Source organism: Escherichia coli DSM 30083 = JCM 1649 = ATCC 11775, from assembly GCF_003697165.2.
Classification (GTDB): domain Bacteria; phylum Pseudomonadota; class Gammaproteobacteria; order Enterobacterales; family Enterobacteriaceae; genus Escherichia; species Escherichia coli.
Genome location: NZ_CP033092.2, coordinates 3,761,916 through 3,780,632, shown reverse-complemented (window position 1 = coordinate 3,780,632; position 18,717 = coordinate 3,761,916). Strand labels below are relative to the sequence as shown.

Annotated in this window: 13 protein-coding genes, 4 tRNA genes and 2 rRNA genes; 12 read left to right on the top strand and 7 right to left on the bottom strand. The window is 50.5% G+C overall.

Annotated elements, in window-relative coordinates; genetic code table 11:
* The first annotated feature begins 61 nt into the window (after nucleotides 1-61).
* The 6 genes from EAS44_RS19580 to dkgB all read left to right on the top strand — a co-directional run bounded on the left by EAS44_RS19580 (nucleotide 62) and on the right by dkgB (nucleotide 4,655).
* Nucleotides 62-138: transfer RNA gene (locus EAS44_RS19580), tRNA-Ile, on the top strand.
* A 42-nt stretch (nucleotides 139-180) separates the two neighbouring features.
* Nucleotides 181-256: transfer RNA gene (locus tag EAS44_RS19575), tRNA-Ala, on the top strand.
* A gap of 183 nt (nucleotides 257-439) precedes the next feature.
* Nucleotides 440-3,343: ribosomal RNA gene (locus EAS44_RS19570) — 23S ribosomal RNA — on the top strand.
* 100 nt (nucleotides 3,344-3,443) lie between these two features.
* A 5S ribosomal RNA gene (rrf, locus tag EAS44_RS19565) occupies nucleotides 3,444-3,559 on the top strand.
* 53 nt (nucleotides 3,560-3,612) lie between these two features.
* Nucleotides 3,613-3,689 (top strand) — tRNA-Asp (locus tag EAS44_RS19560).
* Nucleotides 3,690-3,851: 162 nt separating this feature from the next.
* A complete protein-coding gene (gene dkgB, locus EAS44_RS19555) occupies nucleotides 3,852-4,655 on the top strand; it encodes a 2,5-didehydrogluconate reductase DkgB (RefSeq protein ID WP_000997016.1) in 804 nt (267 codons plus the stop codon).
* Here the strand turns inward: dkgB and yafC are convergent.
* Entirely contained in the window at nucleotides 4,652-5,566 is a 915-nt protein-coding gene (gene yafC, locus EAS44_RS19550; RefSeq protein WP_000648548.1) for a DNA-binding transcriptional regulator YafC, read from the bottom strand. The genes dkgB and yafC overlap by 4 nt on opposite strands.
* 240 nt (nucleotides 5,567-5,806) lie before the next feature.
* Here yafC and yafD point away from each other — a divergent pair, with 240 nt between their 5' ends.
* Together yafD and EAS44_RS19540 are read left to right on the top strand one after the other, a co-directional pair.
* Nucleotides 5,807-6,607, top strand: coding sequence for an endonuclease/exonuclease/phosphatase family protein (yafD, locus tag EAS44_RS19545; protein WP_001230983.1), 801 nt, complete (start codon nucleotides 5,807-5,809; stop codon nucleotides 6,605-6,607).
* A gap of 77 nt (nucleotides 6,608-6,684) precedes the next feature.
* Nucleotides 6,685-7,455, top strand: a complete 771-nt coding sequence (locus EAS44_RS19540) for a class I SAM-dependent methyltransferase (protein WP_000211705.1) — start codon at nucleotides 6,685-6,687, stop codon at nucleotides 7,453-7,455.
* 46 nt (nucleotides 7,456-7,501) lie between these two features.
* Here the strand turns inward: EAS44_RS19540 and mltD are convergent, their stop codons facing one another.
* Complete coding sequence (mltD, locus tag EAS44_RS19535; protein ID WP_000644685.1) at nucleotides 7,502-8,860, bottom strand: murein transglycosylase D; 1,359 nt, start codon at nucleotides 8,858-8,860, stop codon at nucleotides 7,502-7,504.
* A 71-nt stretch (nucleotides 8,861-8,931) separates the two neighbouring features.
* Nucleotides 8,932-9,687 (bottom strand): hydroxyacylglutathione hydrolase, encoded by a 756-nt coding sequence (gene gloB, locus EAS44_RS19530; RefSeq protein WP_001052741.1) that lies wholly within the window; start codon nucleotides 9,685-9,687, stop codon nucleotides 8,932-8,934.
* A 33-nt stretch (nucleotides 9,688-9,720) separates the two neighbouring features.
* On the opposite strand from gloB, the gene yafS reads away from it, so the two are divergent.
* The gene (yafS, locus tag EAS44_RS19525; RefSeq protein ID WP_001295200.1) at nucleotides 9,721-10,443 is read left to right on the top strand and encodes a class I SAM-dependent methyltransferase; all 723 of its coding nucleotides are present in this window, start codon (nucleotides 9,721-9,723) and stop codon (nucleotides 10,441-10,443) included.
* Here yafS and rnhA read toward each other — a convergent pair.
* Entirely contained in the window at nucleotides 10,440-10,907 is a 468-nt protein-coding gene (gene rnhA, locus EAS44_RS19520; RefSeq protein ID WP_000917883.1) for a ribonuclease HI, read from the bottom strand. The genes yafS and rnhA overlap by 4 nt on opposite strands.
* Nucleotides 10,908-10,971: 64 nt before the next feature.
* Between rnhA and dnaQ the strand changes: the two genes are divergently transcribed.
* The 3 genes from dnaQ (at nucleotide 10,972) to EAS44_RS19505 (ending at nucleotide 13,026) form a co-directional block, all read left to right on the top strand.
* Entirely contained in the window at nucleotides 10,972-11,703 is a 732-nt protein-coding gene (gene dnaQ / locus EAS44_RS19515) for a DNA polymerase III subunit epsilon (protein WP_001308374.1), read from the top strand.
* Nucleotides 11,704-11,835: 132 nt separating this feature from the next.
* Nucleotides 11,836-11,912: transfer RNA gene (locus tag EAS44_RS19510), tRNA-Asp, on the top strand.
* 328 nt (nucleotides 11,913-12,240) lie between these two features.
* Entirely contained in the window at nucleotides 12,241-13,026 is a 786-nt protein-coding gene (locus EAS44_RS19505) for a hypothetical protein (protein WP_001049698.1), read from the top strand.
* A gap of 339 nt (nucleotides 13,027-13,365) precedes the next feature.
* On the opposite strand, the gene EAS44_RS19500 is transcribed toward EAS44_RS19505, so the two are convergent.
* Genes EAS44_RS19500 through tssM form a run of 3 tightly spaced genes read right to left on the bottom strand, consistent with a single transcriptional unit; the run spans nucleotide 13,366 to nucleotide 18,699 of the window.
* A complete protein-coding gene (locus EAS44_RS19500; protein ID WP_000013181.1) occupies nucleotides 13,366-13,845 on the bottom strand; it encodes an Hcp family type VI secretion system effector in 480 nt (159 codons plus the stop codon).
* Between the two features lie 17 nt (nucleotides 13,846-13,862).
* Nucleotides 13,863-15,221, bottom strand: a complete 1,359-nt coding sequence (locus EAS44_RS19495) for a VasL domain-containing protein (protein WP_000073801.1) — start codon at nucleotides 15,219-15,221, stop codon at nucleotides 13,863-13,865.
* 10 nt (nucleotides 15,222-15,231) lie between these two features.
* A complete protein-coding gene (gene tssM, locus EAS44_RS19490) occupies nucleotides 15,232-18,699 on the bottom strand; it encodes a type VI secretion system membrane subunit TssM (RefSeq protein WP_001331531.1) in 3,468 nt (1,155 codons plus the stop codon).
* Nucleotides 18,700-18,717 lie beyond the last annotated feature (18 nt).

The following is an 18,717-nucleotide window of genomic DNA, read 5'->3' as shown; positions in this document are numbered from 1 at the left end:
GAAGCGTACTTTGAAGTGCTCACACAGATTGTCTGATGAAAATGAGCAGTAAAACCTCTACAGGCTTGTAGCTCAGGTGGTTAGAGCGCACCCCTGATAAGGGTGAGGTCGGTGGTTCAAGTCCACTCAGGCCTACCAAATTTGCATCGCAAATTTGAAGAGGTTTTAACTACATGTTATGGGGCTATAGCTCAGCTGGGAGAGCGCCTGCTTTGCACGCAGGAGGTCTGCGGTTCGATCCCGCATAGCTCCACCATCTCTGTAGTGATTAAATAAAAAATACTTCAGAGTGTACCTGCAAAGGTTCACTGCGAAGTTTTGCTCTTTAAAAATCTGGATCAAGCTGAAAATTGAAACACTGAACAACGAAAGTTGTTCGTGAGTCTCTCAAATTTTCGCAACACGATGATGGATCGCAAGAAACATCTTCGGGTTGTGAGGTTAAGCGACTAAGCGTACACGGTGGATGCCCTGGCAGTCAGAGGCGATGAAGGACGTGCTAATCTGCGATAAGCGTCGGTGAGGTGATATGAACCGTTATAACCGGCGATTTCCGAATGGGGAAACCCAGTGTGTTTCGACACACTATCATTAACTGAATCCATAGGTTAATGAGGCGAACCGGGGGAACTGAAACATCTAAGTACCCCGAGGAAAAGAAATCAACCGAGATTCCCCCAGTAGCGGCGAGCGAACGGGGAGGAGCCCAGAGCCTGAATCAGTGTGTGTGTTAGTGGAAGCGTCTGGAAAGGCGCGCGATACAGGGTGACAGCCCCGTACACAAAAATGCACATATTGTGAGCTCGATGAGTAGGGCGGGACACGTGGTATCCTGTCTGAATATGGGGGGACCATCCTCCAAGGCTAAATACTCCTGACTGACCGATAGTGAACCAGTACCGTGAGGGAAAGGCGAAAAGAACCCCGGCGAGGGGAGTGAAAAAGAACCTGAAACCGTGTACGTACAAGCAGTGGGAGCCTCTTTATGGGGTGACTGCGTACCTTTTGTATAATGGGTCAGCGACTTATATTCTGTAGCAAGGTTAACCGAATAGGGGAGCCGAAGGGAAACCGAGTCTTAACTGGGCGTTAAGTTGCAGGGTATAGACCCGAAACCCGGTGATCTAGCCATGGGCAGGTTGAAGGTTGGGTAACACTAACTGGAGGACCGAACCGACTAATGTTGAAAAATTAGCGGATGACTTGTGGCTGGGGGTGAAAGGCCAATCAAACCGGGAGATAGCTGGTTCTCCCCGAAAGCTATTTAGGTAGCGCCTCGTGAATTCATCTCCGGGGGTAGAGCACTGTTTCGGCAAGGGGGTCATCCCGACTTACCAACCCGATGCAAACTGCGAATACCGGAGAATGTTATCACGGGAGACACACGGCGGGTGCTAACGTCCGTCGTGAAGAGGGAAACAACCCAGACCGCCAGCTAAGGTCCCAAAGTCATGGTTAAGTGGGAAACGATGTGGGAAGGCCCAGACAGCCAGGATGTTGGCTTAGAAGCAGCCATCATTTAAAGAAAGCGTAATAGCTCACTGGTCGAGTCGGCCTGCGCGGAAGATGTAACGGGGCTAAACCATGCACCGAAGCTGCGGCAGCGACACTATGTGTTGTTGGGTAGGGGAGCGTTCTGTAAGCCTGTGAAGGTGGCCTGTGAGGGTTGCTGGAGGTATCAGAAGTGCGAATGCTGACATAAGTAACGATAAAGCGGGTGAAAAGCCCGCTCGCCGGAAGACCAAGGGTTCCTGTCCAACGTTAATCGGGGCAGGGTGAGTCGACCCCTAAGGCGAGGCCGAAAGGCGTAGTCGATGGGAAACAGGTTAATATTCCTGTACTTGGTGTTACTGCGAAGGGGGGACGGAGAAGGCTATGTTGGCCGGGCGACGGTTGTCCCGGTTTAAGCGTGTAGGCTGGTTTTCCAGGCAAATCCGGAAAACCAAGGCTGAGGCGTGATGACGAGGCACTACGGTGCTGAAGCGACAAATGCCCTGCTTCCAGGAAAAGCCTCTAAGCATCAGGTAACATCAAATCGTACCCCAAACCGACACAGGTGGTCAGGTAGAGAATACCAAGGCGCTTGAGAGAACTCGGGTGAAGGAACTAGGCAAAATGGTGCCGTAACTTCGGGAGAAGGCACGCTGATATGTAGGTGAAGCGACTTGCTCGTGGAGCTGAAATCAGTCGAAGATACCAGCTGGCTGCAACTGTTTATTAAAAACACAGCACTGTGCAAACACGAAAGTGGACGTATACGGTGTGACGCCTGCCCGGTGCCGGAAGGTTAATTGATGGGGTTAGCGGTAACGCGAAGCTCTTGATCGAAGCCCCGGTAAACGGCGGCCGTAACTATAACGGTCCTAAGGTAGCGAAATTCCTTGTCGGGTAAGTTCCGACCTGCACGAATGGCGTAATGATGGCCAGGCTGTCTCCACCCGAGACTCAGTGAAATTGAACTCGCTGTGAAGATGCAGTGTACCCGCGGCAAGACGGAAAGACCCCGTGAACCTTTACTATAGCTTGACACTGAACATTGAGCCTTGATGTGTAGGATAGGTGGGAGGCTTTGAAGTGTGGACGCCAGTCTGCATGGAGCCGACCTTGAAATACCACCCTTTAATGTTTGATGTTCTAACGTTGGCCCGTAATCCGGGTTGCGGACAGTGTCTGGTGGGTAGTTTGACTGGGGCGGTCTCCTCCTAAAGAGTAACGGAGGAGCACGAAGGTTGGCTAATCCTGGTCGGACATCAGGAGGTTAGTGCAATGGCATAAGCCAGCTTGACTGCGAGCGTGACGGCGCGAGCAGGTGCGAAAGCAGGTCATAGTGATCCGGTGGTTCTGAATGGAAGGGCCATCGCTCAACGGATAAAAGGTACTCCGGGGATAACAGGCTGATACCGCCCAAGAGTTCATATCGACGGCGGTGTTTGGCACCTCGATGTCGGCTCATCACATCCTGGGGCTGAAGTAGGTCCCAAGGGTATGGCTGTTCGCCATTTAAAGTGGTACGCGAGCTGGGTTTAGAACGTCGTGAGACAGTTCGGTCCCTATCTGCCGTGGGCGCTGGAGAACTGAGGGGGGCTGCTCCTAGTACGAGAGGACCGGAGTGGACGCATCACTGGTGTTCGGGTTGTCATGCCAATGGCACTGCCCGGTAGCTAAATGCGGAAGAGATAAGTGCTGAAAGCATCTAAGCACGAAACTTGCCCCGAGATGAGTTCTCCCTGAGACTTAGAGTCTCCTGAAGGAACGTTGAAGACGACGACGTTGATAGGCCGGGTGTGTAAGCGCAGCGATGCGTTGAGCTAACCGGTACTAATGAACCGTGAGGCTTAACCTTACAACGCCGAAGCTGTTTTGGCGGATTGAGAGAAGATTTTCAGCCTGATACAGATTAAATCGACAGGTCAGAACAGGACGTGTTGATAAAACAGAATTTGCCTGGCGGCCGTAGCGCGGTGGTCCCACCTGACCCCATGCCGAACTCAGAAGTGAAACGCCGTAGCGCCGATGGTAGTGTGGGGTCTCCCCATGCGAGAGTAGGGAACTGCCAGGCATCAAATTTAGCAGTAAGCCGGTTATAAACCGGTGGTTGTAAAAGAATTCGGTGGAGCGGTAGTTCAGTCGGTTAGAATACCTGCCTGTCACGCAGGGGGTCGCGGGTTCGAGTCCCGTCCGTTCCGCCACTTATTAAGAAGCCTCGAGTTAACGCTCGAGGTTTTTTTTCGTTTGTATTTCTATTATTGCCAAAATCGCAAAAATCCTCTGCGTTTTACGCCATTTTTCCACAACTGTCTGAAGCCCATAATCACCTCAGTTAACGAAAATAGCATTAAAAGAGGCATATTATGGCTATCCCTGCATTTGGTTTAGGCACTTTCCGTCTGAAAGACGACGTTGTTATTTCATCTGTGAAAACGGCGCTTGAACTTGATTATCGCGCAATTGATACCGCACAAATCTATGATAACGAAGCCGCAGTAGGTCAGGCGATTGCAGAAAGTGGCGTGCCACGTCATGAACTCTACATCACCACTAAAATCTGGATTGAAAATCTCAGCAAAGACAAATTGATCCCGAGTCTGAAAGAGAGCCTGCAAAAATTGCGTACCGATTATGTTGATCTGACGCTAATCCACTGGCCGTCACCAAGCGATGAAGTCTCTGCTGAAGAGTTTATGCAGGCGCTGCTGGAAGCCAAAAAACAAGGGCTGACGCGTGAGATCGGTATTTCCAACTTCACGATCCCATTGATGGAAAAAGCGATTGCTGCTGTTGGCGCTGAAAACATCGCTACTAACCAGATTGAACTCTCTCCTTATCTGCAAAACCGTAAAGTGGTCGCTTGGGCTAAACAGCACGGTATCCATATTACTTCCTATATGACTCTGGCGTATGGCAATGCACTGAAAGATAAGGTTATTGCTCGTATTGCAGCTAAACACAATGCGACTCCGGCTCAAGTGATTCTGGCGTGGGCTATGGGGGAAGGTTACTCAGTAATTCCTTCTTCTACTAAACGTGAAAACCTGGAGAGTAATCTTAAGGCACAAAATTTACAGCTTGATGCCGAAGATAAAAAAGCGATCGCCGCACTGGATTGCAACGACCGCCTGGTTAGCCCGGAAGGTCTGGCTCCTGAATGGGATTAAGCCTCTCTGACAGCTCCTCCGGGAGCTGTTTTTACATGTCCGCTAAGGAAATCGATAAAAGCCCGGATGCGCGTACTTACCGCACGGTCGCTGTAATAGACTGCACTGAATGGCATTTCCACTGGCAACACTTTATCTGCCATTAACTCCACCAATTCTCCGCGAGCGATTTCTTTGTCGATCATGTAGTCGGACAAACACGCAATCCCGTTGCCACTCAGGCAAAGCTGTTTCAGTGTTTCCCCACTATTGGATGACAAACCGTACTTCACCTCATGTAATTGTCCATCGCTACAGGCTATCGGCCAGGTATTGAGGGAAGCGGGTTCAGTGAATCTCAGGCAAATATGTTGCTTTAAATCGTCGATCGTTTCTGGCTTCCCGTAGCAGGAAATATAATCGGGGGAGGCGATAATTTTTCGATAACTGTTAAATAACGGCCTGGCACGTAAGCTGGAATCCGTTAACGTACCGGCGCGTATCGCGACATCCACTTTTCTTTCGATCAAATTAATAATCGTTTCGGAGGAGACTAGCGATAAAGTGACTTCCGGATAGCGTTCACGAAAAGGCTTAATCAACGGCATCAGAAAGTGCAGCACCACTGGAGTTGCGGCATCGATCCGTAACAGTCCACGCGGTGTATTACGCGTCTCCATAATTTCTGATTCTGCCGCTGCCATCTCCTGCAAAATTGACTGTACGCGATGAAAATAACGCTCGCCTTCTTCCGTCAGGCTAAGTTGCCGCGTGGTCCGATTAAGCAGGCTAACGCCAAGTTTCATCTCCAGCTTTTTCACCGCCCGGCTTACCGCTGAGTTTGCTTGCCCTAATTGTTCCGCTGCCCGGCTAAAGCTGCCGCTTTCGACGACTGAAACAAAAATGGCGAGTTCTTCCGACGTGGCTTTCATTTTTGCTCCTGTTGCAAAATAGAAGAGATATTTTGAATTTATTTGTCATTAAACCATCAGGATGCGAGATATGCCATCCGATTTAATGTTCTCAATAATGAGCAAAATCCTGACCGGTGTAAGCACTTGCTTACATAACAATATACAATTGCTCGTTGAAAGAGTGAGCTAAAATCCCTATAACAGTAGAACCCTCCCGAGTGCGGAAGGGTTGACGTGATAGAGGTTTCAAAGTCAAAAGTGCGAAAAAACACCTATGCCATGCGCTATGTTGCCGGACAACCTGCGGAAAGGATCTTACCGCCGGGGTCTTTTGCGAGCATCGGCCAGGCATTACCACCTGGAGAACCGTTAAGTACCGAAGAGCGTATTCGGATCCTGGTGTGGAACATATACAAACAGCAACGCGCTGAATGGTTGTCGGTATTAAAGAACTACGGCAAAGATGCACATCTGGTGTTATTGCAGGAAGCGCAGACAACGCCAGAGTTAGTACAGTTTGCGACTGCTAACTATCTTGCCGCCGATCAGGTACCCGCTTTCGTGCTGCCACAACATCCTTCTGGCGTAATGACCCTTTCGGCGGCACATCCAGTGTATTGCTGCCCGTTACGTGAACGAGAACCCATTTTGCGTCTGGCGAAATCGGCACTGGTGACGGTCTATCCCTTACCTGACACCCGCCTGTTGATGGTGGTTAATATACACGCCGTCAACTTCAGTCTGGGCGTGGATGTCTATAGTAAGCAGTTACTTCCTATTGGCGATCAGATAGCTCACCACAGTGGCCCGGTCATTATGGCGGGAGATTTCAATGCCTGGAGCCGTAGAAGGATGAACGCGTTATATCGCTTTGCGCGGGAAATGTCGCTACGCCAGGTGCGTTTTACCGATGATCAGCGCCGTCGGGCGTTTGGTCGCCCGCTCGATTTTGTTTTCTACCGTGGTCTGAACGTCAGCGAAGCTTCTGTACTGGTTACGCGCGCTTCCGATCACAATCCGCTACTCGTTGAATTCAGTCCCGGCAAGCCTGATAAATAAGGTATGTCAGGTCTGCCACAGGGCAGACCAACGTTTGGCGCTGCCCTTTTATACTCAAACAACAAAAGGACAGCGCAATGACAACACAATCCCACCATGACCACGTAGAAAAGCAGTTTAGCTCTCAAGCCAGCGAATATCTGACCAGTACCGTACATGCATCCGGACGAGATTTACAGCGCCTGGCGGTGCGTCTGGCTGATTATCCTGATGCAAGTGTACTTGATATGGGCTGCGGAGCAGGGCATGCCAGCTTTGTTGCTGCGCAAAACGTGAGCGCGGTGGTAGCGTATGACTTATCTGCCCAAATGCTGGATGTCGTGGCACAAGCTGCCGAAGCCCGGCAACTGAAAAATATCACCACCCGCCAGGGTTATGCCGAAAGTCTGCCATTTGCCGATAACGCATTTGATATTGTTATCAGCCGTTATTCTGCCCATCACTGGCATGATGTTGGTGCAGCACTGCGTGAAGTGAACCGGATATTGAAACCTGGCGGTAGGCTGATTGTGATGGACGTAATGTCTCCGGGCCACCCAGTGCGCGACATCTGGTTACAGACGGTAGAAGCATTACGCGATACCTCTCACGTACGAAACTACGCCAGCGGTGAGTGGTTGAGGTTAATCAATGAAGCCAATCTGATAGTTGATAATTTAATTACAGATAAGTTACCGCTGGAATTTTCTTCATGGGTCGCGAGAATGCGTACGCCAGAAGCGTTAGTAGACGCTATTCGCATTTACCAACAGAGCGCATCGACAGAGGTGAAAACGTATTTTGCCTTGCAGAATGATGGCTCTTTCACCAGTGATATCATCATGGTAGAAGCACATAAAGCAGCATAAATAAAAAAGGCACCGGGGGAATCGGTGCCTTTCATTATCTGGTTTGTCAGGAATCTGGCATGTTGTTGTTTTTCACAAACAACGTCAGCTTATCGCCTGGTTGCAGATTCGCAGTATCGCTGTTCCAGCGCATCACATCTTTGATGTTCACGCCGTGGCGTTTAGCAATGCTTGAAAGCGAATCGCCTTTGCGCACACGATACGTAATGCTATCGCTGTTGTTTGCCAACCGCTGTGCGCTACTACCTGCGCCAATCGTCAAGCTTTGGCCTGGCTTCAGCTTAGATCCGCGCAGTTTGTTCCACTGCTGCAAATCTTTGGTGCTAACGCCGAGACGTGAAGCGATACTTGAAAGCGTGTCGCCAGAGCGTACGGTGTAAACACGGCTGTTAAGCGGCGTATTGTCGGCAACCAGCGTCGACTGTACAGCAGCAATTTCGCCCGAAGCCAGAGATTCACGCAGTTGATCTGCATGCTTCTTTGGCACCATCACGTACTGCGGACCACTTGCGCCCAGCGTGGAGCCTTTCACGCCAGCGTTGAATGTCTTCAGCTTGCTGACGGAAATCCCCGCCATATCTGCAACCTTCGCCATTTCAACCGGGCTGCTCAGGTGCACACGCGCCAGAGCACGGCTTTCATCGGTCGTTGGCAGACGTACGCCATAACGCTTGCTGTTTTTGAGAATATCACTCAATGCCAGCATTTTAGGCACGTACTGCTTCGTTTCCTGCGGCAACGGTAACGACCAGAAGTCCGTGGATTTCCCACGCGCTTTGTTCGTTTTAATTGCCTTCATGACCCGACCTTCGCCGCTGTTATAAGCCGCTACGGTCAGAAGCCAGTCGCCGTCAAACATCTTGTTCAGACGCTGCATCATGTTCAGCGCGGCAGTTGTTGAAGCAACAACATCGCGACGCGCGTCATAATTGCGTGTCTGTTTCAAACCATAATTGCGCCCCGTGCTCGGAATGATCTGCCAGATGCCCGCGGCATTGGCGCCAGACGTTGCGTGAGGATCAAAAGCGCTCTCCACTATGGGTAGTAGTACCAGTTCCATAGGCATGTTACGTTTTTTAACTTGCCCGGCTATCCAGTACATATACGGCTCTGCCCGTAAAGTTACATCGTGGAGATAGCTCTTATTGCGTAAATATTTCTGTTTCTGTTCGCGAATCCGGTCGTTTTCCGGAATTCCCATCTTTAGCTCGTCGCCAATGAAAGCCCACAAGTCACCATCTGGCGCGATAGACGTCCCATCGTCCATCCATCGTGCCTGACTTGTAAACTTTGCTGCTTCCCCTTGACCAGCTGCAGAAAGGCTCTGTGCGTGCTGTTGAACGTTGCCGGTGCTCTGGCAACCCACGAGCAGGACAGAGGCGAGTAATATCGCTTTTGCCTTCATGTGTGTGTCAATAGTTGCTTAAAAGACGACCGATCATAACGGCGAACGGAGCCGATGACAAGAAAGTTTTATCAGAACCTATCTTTCTTTGACCTTAACCATGCAAAACGTTCTTCAGGTTGTTGCAATAATGTTTCTTCATTAATTACATTAATTAAATCAATATCTTCCGTTCTTAAAAAAACATTAATTTGCCGCTCATTTTTCAGAATTACGGGTAGTGTTATTTGATTTTTTGCCCGTAACTCCTTAACTTTACGATAATAATCATTTATGGACAAATCGTGCGGAAGAATACTCAAAGCAAACTTCATATTTGATAAGGTATATTCATGAGCACAACATACCAATGTATCGTCAGGTAACGCACTTAACTTTTTAATTGATTGATACATTTGTGATGGTGTCCCTTCAAACAACCGACCACACCCACCAGAAAACAGCGTGTCGCCGCAAAATAGATAAGGTTTACTGAAGTAACAGATATGTCCTAAAGTGTGACCCGGTGTGGCAATTACACTAAATTCATGCCCCAAAACGAAGGCAGTTTCGCCATCTTTGACTACCTGTGTTGTTCCCTTATCTTGTGTCTCTTGTGGTCCATACACCACAATTTGCGGAAATTTTTCCACCAGTTCTTTTACGCCTCCAACGTGATCGTGGTGATGGTGGGTGAGAAATATGGCCTCCGGTTGCCAGTTATTGGCGGAAATGGCGTTTAATACTGGCTCTGCGTCCCCGGGATCGACAATCAGACAGCGACCTGCTTCATCATTCAAAACCCAGATGTAATTGTCATCAAAGGCGGGAATACTGTTAAGATTCATAGATTACCTCTCAGTGTGAAACGGAAGGTTGTGATGAAACCGGCAAGAGTCCCTCAAACTGTCGTGGCTCCTGATTGCTGGGGCGATTTGCCCTGGGGAGAGCTTTATCGCAAGGCGCTGGAGCGTCAGCTCAACCCGTGGTTCACTAAAATGTATGGTTTTCATCTGCTTAAGATTGGCAATTTAAGCGCAGAAATCAATTGCGAAGCGTGCGCGGTTTCTCATCAAGTGAATGTTTCTGCGCAAGGAATGCCCGTCCAGGTGCAGGCGGACCCACTTCATCTTCCTTTTGCCGATAAATCCGTTGATGTTTGTCTACTGGCACATACATTGCCGTGGTGCACTGATCCGCATCGTTTATTGCGTGAAGCCGATCGGGTACTGATTGATGATGGCTGGCTGGTGATTAGTGGCTTCAATCCCATCAGTTTAATGGGATTACGCAAACTTGTGCCGGTATTGCGCAAAACATCGCCCTATAACAGCCGGATGTTCACTCTGATGCGGCAGCTGGACTGGCTCTCTTTGTTGAATTTTGAAGTGCTACACGCCAGCCGTTTCCACGTTCTCCCGTGGAACAAACACGGAGGAAAACTATTGAATGCGCATATTCCTGCGCTTGGTTGCTTACAACTTATTGTTGCCCGGAAACGGACTATTCCTTTAACGCTAAATCCGATGAAACAGAGCAAGAACAAACCGCGAATTCGCCAGGCGGTTGGTGCCACCCGGCAATGTCGTAAACCACAGGCTTAAACTTCGACTTGATAGCCTGTATCTTCCAGTGTGGGATTCATTGCCGCAGCACGAGCCAGTTCATCACAGCGTTCGTTTTCCGGGTGTCCGGCATGGCCTTTAACCCATTCCCATTTGATTTGATGCTGCCCCAGAGCAGCATCAAGACGTTGCCAGAGATCGACATTTTTTACTGGTTTTTTGTCTGCTGTTTTCCAACCACGTTTTTTCCAGTTATGGATCCACTGGGTGATACCCTGGCGGACATACTGGCTGTCGGTACTCAAAATGACTTCGCAATGTTCTTTTAACGCCTCCAGCGCGACAATAGCGGCCATCAACTCCATACGGTTGTTGGTGGTGCGGGTGTAGCCAGCGCTAAAGGTTTTCTCGCGTCCGCGATAGCGTAAAATAGCGCCGTAACCCCCAGGTCCAGGATTACCCAGACACGAACCATCGGTGAAAATTTCTACCTGTTTAAGCATCTCTGGTAGACTTCCTGTAATTGAATCGAACTGTAAAACGATAAGTCTGACATAAATGACCGCTATGAGCACTGCAATTACACGCCAGATCGTTCTCGATACCGAAACCACCGGTATGAACCAGATTGGTGCGCACTATGAAGGCCACAAGATCATTGAGATTGGTGCCGTTGAAGTGGTGAACCGTCGCCTGACGGGCAATAACTTCCATGTTTATCTCAAACCCGATCGGCTGGTGGATCCGGAAGCCTTTGGCGTACATGGTATTGCCGATGAATTTTTGCTCGATAAGCCCACGTTTGCCGAGGTAGCCGATGAGTTCATGGACTATATCCGCGGCGCGGAGCTGGTGATCCATAACGCAGCGTTCGATATCGGCTTTATGGACTACGAGTTTTCGTTGCTTAAGCGCGATATTCCGAAGACCAATACCTTCTGTAAGGTCACCGATAGCCTTGCGGTGGCGAGGAAAATGTTTCCCGGTAAGCGCAACAGCCTCGATGCGTTATGTGCCCGCTACGAAATAGATAACAGTAAACGAACGCTGCACGGGGCATTACTCGATGCCCAGATCCTTGCGGAAGTTTATCTGGCGATGACTGGTGGGCAAACGTCGATGGCTTTTGCGATGGAAGGAGAGACACAACAGCAACAAGGTGAAACAACAATTCAGCGCATTGTGCGTCAGGCAAGTAAGTTACGCGTTGTTTTTGCGACAGATGAAGAGCTTGCAGCACATGAAGCCCGTCTCGATCTGGTGCAGAAGAAAGGCGGAAGCTGCCTCTGGCGGGCATAAATACCTGTAAAAGGCGCTAAAAATAGCGACTTGGGCGATTTTTGCAGCAAACGATTCAAAAGATGAGAAAAACCGTTGACGAAGGGTGAGGCAATCCGTAATATTCGCCTCGTTCCCAACGGAACACAACGCGGAGCGGTAGTTCAGTCGGTTAGAATACCTGCCTGTCACGCAGGGGGTCGCGGGTTCGAGTCCCGTCCGTTCCGCCAAATTCACTCATGAAAATGAGTTCAGAGAGCCGCAAGATTTTTAATTTTGCGGTTTTTTCATCTAAATCCCGCTATTTCTTCGGTCTATGATTTTGTTATGCTGTAAATGTGTTAATCACATATGATAGACCATGTCATTAATATTTAATCATGCTATCGAATCATTCAATTTAAATATATTTGCACGTTATGATTTTCATTTTTCTATTGATTTAATGAATTTATATTTGCTGTTATTTTTTGTTTGTTCTGATTCAAGTGGAGTATATAATTAAAAATCGTTAGCTAAACATTACCATGATTATGACAGGCGAGGGAGTGTCCGATTATGAATTTAAAAAAGGTTTGTTGTATATGTGTATTATTCTCGCTGCTTGCAGGATGTGCCTCTGAATCTCCTATTGATGAAAAAAAGAAAAAAACTCAAACCACACAAATTTCTATTAATAAAAACGTTCCCCAGCAACTAACAGACAAAGATTTATATGGTAATGAAACCACACTGGCTGTATCCGAGGAGGATATTCAAGCTGCGCTTGAAGGAGATGAGTTTCGTGTGCCTCTTAATTCTCCTGTAATACTTGTTCAGTCTGGCAGTCGCGCACCGGAAACCATTATGCAGGAGGAGATGAGAAAATATTATACAGTTGCCACATTTTCTGGCATTCCTGACAGGAAAAAAACTGTAACCTGTAATAAAGACAAAAACAAAGATGAAAGCCTGGATATTGTAGATGCCGAAAATATGAACTGGATGCAGGCATTGCGTTTTGTTGCAGCAAAAGGCCATCAGAAAGCGATTATTGTTTTCCAGGATACGTTGCAGACAGGAAAATATGACTCTGGATTGAAATCAATAGTTTGGACAGATTATAAAAATCAAAAATTGACTGACACGATGTCACTGCGTTATTTGGTTCGATTCACGTTGGTGGATGTGGCTACAGGTGAGTGGGCTACCTGGTCGCCTGTGAATTATGAATCGAAAGTGATTTTTCCGCAGATAGGGAATAAAAATTCTGACAGCCTTGATGTGGCAGAACAGCAGATTTCACAACTTAAGCAGAAAACGTATGCAGCAGTGGTTAAAGACCTGGTGAATCGATATCAGTAGTGAGGTTTTATACCAGACGTTTTAGTGGTACTTAGCAAGAAAGAGCATTTCTCTTTTCTATTTTACACTATGGAACAAGTCTGCTAATTAATTTTACATATGTCTTTTAGGAGTGGTAAAAACTTTCCTAAAGTTATTTATTGTCCTCTCAACATATAAGCTGTAATTCGAGTTTTCGGTTGAACTGTCAAAAATACATCATATACATCTATAAAACAGCAGGTACGGTTAATTAAGAATTTTTATTCGTGATTAACCGTACTTTGTCATTTTATCCTATAATGTTAAATTGCCTTTTTAAAATATAACAATAATGCAGATGAAAGACTCCCTGGTAACTTAGAAAATCCGTTCACTCCAAAGGCTGTATGCACTGGTTCCGGCGACGCTGTGCTCCCAATTGATGCTCTCATAGGTAAATGACACAGACTCTTCCGCCTGCCCTGGACTGTCGTTAATGGTATGGGGAACGGTAAGGCCGATGTTTGAGAGCCGGGCGTTAGCCAGTTTCAGCTTGTAGTACGGTTCATTAATTCCAAAGCGGTTGGTGCGGTAGAATACAAAATCACAGGTCAGACATTCATTCTCTGAAATGGCCTTGCCCAGCAGAGGGGAGGATTTGTCCACCGGTTTCGTGATGGTCAACTCCTGATGGTTGACATTCTGCGCACGGCTCAGACCATGGGACAGTGACGTCACCATGATCTGATCCTGATGTGCAATCTGGGCTTTGTTACCGATGGACGGCATTGACGAGCATCCGGATGAAATCAGCCCCTGAAGTTCTCCGTTCAGTGTCAGATAGACGGGATTTGCCATTGTTATTCTCCTTAATCTCAATGAGTTGGATGGACAGGTTCGGTTCTGTTATCCGTTGCCATATCCTGTCCGGTATTTTTCAGCAGCAGCCAGCGGCTTAACAGCCCGTCCAGCCGTTCGTTGATCTCTTTTTCCAACGCCTGTGTGTCCTGCTTCTGTGTACGGGTCTCCTGGTACTGCGTCAGCAGGTACTCCAGTGGTGTTTCTTGATTCAGTAACCGTTCGGCCTGCCAGGTCACCGTTTTGATATACGATAGGGTGAAACCCTGTTTCTCCGTCTCCTTCTTCATCATCAAATCTGCAAAATCCCGCAAATTCTGCCGCGCTTGTTGCCAGCCCTTCATCTGCGGACTGGCTTGCGCCCGGTTTCTCAGCGTGTTGCTCCACATCCTGCTGGCTTCCTGCTGTTGCAGGCTTTCCGGCCAGAGGGTGTCTGCGGTGCGCATCATCTGCATTCCGGTTTCCAGCGGCTGTAGTGGCGGGGCATTCAGAAGCTGTTGCAGGTACTGTTCATATTCTTTCAGTACCGGGGATGCCAACCAGACGGTGGCGGCTCCCTGTGTGGTATCCCTGACCTGTGTAAGCTGCTGCTGCATCGGATACGCCTGCCACCACCAGAGTGCAGATGCGATAACGGCAGTACAGGCGGCACCGGCAACAAAACCTTTTACCGTGTCGCCCTGTTTTGCTTTGTCGGCGTTATCTGCCACACCGCGCACCCCCACCCGCATTTCCGGCAGGTCGGGTAGGGGGGGCATGGTTTCCGCTGTGGCGGAAGCCGTGCCTTCAGGCGCATAGACCAGCGTTCTGACCATGGTCTGTGCCGCCGTATCAGTACGGTTTCTGGGCTGCGGCTCAAACCGCTTGCGTGTGTTCTGCACAAAATAAAGCAGATTTTCCACGCGCGGCTGGCGCTTCAGTTCCACTTGCTGGAGTTTGTCGCAGATAAGCTGCAAAGCCCGTTCCGTGCGGTAGAGCAACGAAAGATCATTTTCGGAAAAGGAAACCTGCTGGCGCAGGATATTCCCGGTGCGGGTGTTGAACCAGTCCAGCATCTCAGTCCGCGCCGGACCACTCTGCGGCCAGAATTTATCCCATTCGTGGATGATCATCGCAGCCAGCAGTTCCGCGCCTTCACAGAACCCTGCCAGTCCCTGATTACGTGTACGTGCCAGCGTATAGTAGGTGGCGGTATGCAAATCCACCCCGTTGGCCTTAAAAATCGACAGCGCCAGCGATTCCACCAGTTTCCAGTTCAGCTCCGGCTGTGACGGGTGGTTAGCTTTGTTAATTTCTTCGCGGATGGCGCTGAACTCCGGCAGGGCGCGCGGATCGCTGCCGGTAACGATAGTTTGTGTCAGTGCGTAATTGCTCATCACTATCCCCTTAATACAACGTATCCGGTAAACGGAACAGGCTGAACAGACCGCCGGTGAACGGGTTATCTTCGGTATCCACATGCACCTGGTAAACCATTGCGCCGCCGTCCACGTTAAAGCGCACGTTAAAGGTGTCACTGGTCACATTGGTCAACTGGCCCGCGCCGAACAGGCGGAACTGCGCCCACGGTCCACTGAACGCGATACTGCGCGGTGCTCTGCCGCTGGTGCCAATCAGCGTCAGCTTGCTTTCATTGCCTTCACGCATGTTGTTCGGCCAGACCAGATGGGCGGTGTAGTTGCGTCCCTGGCTGTAGTCCACTAACTGGCCGTCCAGGTTAAGTACGCTGCGCCGCTTATTGCCGGAAAGCGATACGGTTTCCACGGCAAACTGTGCGCCCAGCCCGTTCTGCTGGCTGAAGAAGATGTCGCGGATTTTCTGCGCGGTATCCAGTTGCTGCCGGATATCTTCACGGATTAACACTCTGCCGTCGTCGCCAAAGGTCAGATCGTTTTCAAGGAACAGGCGCAGGTTGTTCTTGTAGAAATTGTCCAGAATGCCATCCGGTTTAAAGAAACGTTCAAACGAATCCAGTGAGGCATCCTGTGTGGCGCGCGGATTAAACGGATAGTTATCGGCAAGCTGCTCGTTGAAGGGTTTCACTACATTGTCGCGCCAGTCCACTTCCATGTAACGAACGGCTTCCACCATCACCACATGCCAGGCCTGATCCGCGAGCTTACCTACCCAGCGGTTAAGAGGCGCAGGCAGGGTTTTTGCCATCTGACGGGTGGCGAAGATTGGATCGCTGCTGTTTTGATCCAGCCGTAGCTGTACTGCTTTCAGCGCCGATTTCCCCGGCACTGGCGAGTTCTGGATCGCCAGCAGGTAACGGTGCAGCTCGGTCAGTTGCTGGTACACGGCCTGTAGCGTACTCGCCTTGTCCTTTTGCTCCTCCAGTGCGCTGTTTTCCGGTGCGAACTCATGCCCCAGCCGGGATAACAGGCGGTAATCCATCTCATTTATCGCCGCTTCCCTCGCCTTATCATCCAGTTTGCCGGAGAGCGTCAGCGCGTGGGTATTATCGCGCAGCGCCGTCAGCGCACGCTGGAATGGCTGATCGCCGCTGATAATCTGCTCCAGCGCGTCGGTCAGCGCCGACATGGCCTCATAGTCACGGACGTTGAGGTTATCCATTCCGGCACGCCAGGTGGCGGTATAGTCACTGATGTACTGTTCGGTGATATGGCGCTGGATCTCTTCACGGTCGGCCTCGCTGTAGGCGACGCTTTGCGTCAGGTTCAGTACCCACGAATCCAGCGCGGTCAGCTCAACGAGGCCCTCACGCTGTTTGACAAAATAGCTTTGCAGTCCATAGCGGGTGAGGAACTGCGGGATCACCAGTTTTTCATCATTACCGGCGACGAACACGTTGTCGAAGGTGGGACCAACCTGGTCGCGCAAATTCAAATCGGCGGGCAACACGCTTAATGCTTTGGTGCGCAGGGTCTGGTAGACACGCTGGTATATGGGCAGCTTGCTCAGTTCCTGCTGCGCATTAATGATCGGTTTATCATAGGGGGTCCAGCGGCTGACAGCATCGCTGTCGCTGCTTTGGCGCTGCGCGTGCCAGTCGGTGTGCTCCAGCGCATAGTCCAGATGCACCATCAGTTGCGCCTGAATATCGCGCTGGCCGTGAAATTCATTGCTCCAGCGCCGTGCCATGTACTGTTTTACCGCCTCGTTGTTGCGCCCACTTTTGTCTTCCATCATGCGCACTACGCGCAGCACAGCGAGCTTTTCTTCGCTCTCTGGCGGGGCAATGTTTAGATCCCGGATCAGGCCGTTCATTAACGAGGGGAGATAACGCTGCTCAAGAAGCTGAATGTAGGTTTGCTCCACATACGGCCCTACGCGGGCGCCCTGGTACAATCCCATATCCGCCAGAAAACCGTGATCGCGATAATCACCATAGGCCAGGGTGGCATCGCGTACCGGGTTAAGCAATGGCAATTGCAGATTGCCGAATTCATCCGTTCCCTGCGGTGGTGGTACGTCCATAAAGGCTTTAGCTTGTGCCAGTACGTTAACGCCAGACTGCCAGTTCTGATTGTAATAATGGTGCCAGCTTCCGACCATCAATGCCGCCAGTGCCGCGCCACAGGTGGAAAAGGCGGTCAGCCTGCGCCGGGAGCTGTTCAGCCAGACGCTGTTTTCACCCGCCAGGTTCGGCTCAGCCAGCAGGACTTCCGGGAAGAGGCGGCGAGTAAAATACGGCGTCGTCTCCACCAGAGGCCAGGTTGCCAGCGAGCTGTTACCCAGTCCGTACTGGCGGGCGGCGGACTGCGTGAAAATATCATCCACCTGGCCACGCTGTAGCGAGGATGTGAGCCAGACGCCACGCAGCATTACATCCATGTTCTCACCGTCCAGCAATGCGGCGAGCAGTGCGGTGACGATTTCTCCTGTTCCCTGCATCTGACGGGAGAAGCTGAACACAGCGCTGCGGGGAGCAGCACCGGTTTGTGCGAGCACCAGATCCGACAGCGCCAGGTTCACCTGTTGTACCCACGTCTGCCAGAAAGCCCCCAGTTCGCTGCGCCAGCCGTCACTTTCATGGGCGCGGCGGGTAAATGTGACGCCGAGGATCGCATCGCGGTCTTTTTTATCCAGTGAATGGAACAGCGCGGCAAAGCCGTTCAGCAGATCCAGCCGTGTCAGCACCACGTAAACGGGCAGACGGCAGTGCAGGCTCTGACGGATCTCCTGAAGTTGCTGGCGCAAATTTTGTACCAGTGTCTCACGGCGGGATTTATCCGCCGTCAGCAGATCGGGAAGATCGAGCGTCAGGATAAGACCGTTGAGCGGCTGGCGAGCGCGCGTTTGCATCAGCCAGCCCAGCCAGTGTTCGCGCAGGCGGCGGCGGAGCAGATCATCCCCGCCGGGAGTGGTCAGTACGCCGTCAACATCGAAAATTACCGCCTGGTTGCCCACTCGCGGTGTGATCAGCGGGTGGTATTCCACACCCCGGATGCTTTCCGGCGTGTAAACAATGTCAGACGGAAAGCCCTCGCGCAGCAGCGTGCTTTTGCCGCTACCCGCAGGACCAATGACCATATACCACGGCAACTGCCACAGATAACGGCGGTTATCCAGATGGCGGCGCAGGCGCAGCAGCCAGTGATCCAGATATTGCTGCTGGCGGTGGAGTTCCACGGTCAACGGATCTTTTTCTTCCTCCCGCTGCTGTTTCTGCTGTTTTTCCAGCTTTTGCAGACGCTTCATCACCCGCCAGGTGAGCCAGACCAGAGCGATAAGTCCCCAGACGGCGGTCGCCAGCCAGCGGTTTGCCAGCGGAGCCAGCCAGTGCTGCTCATAGAGCGTCCATTTTGGACCCTGCCACCAGATCCACACCAGCAGAAAAATCCATGCCAGCGTCAGTAGCCAGGTGGCGGAAACTTTAAACCGCGGCATCGCTGGCCTGAGCGCAGA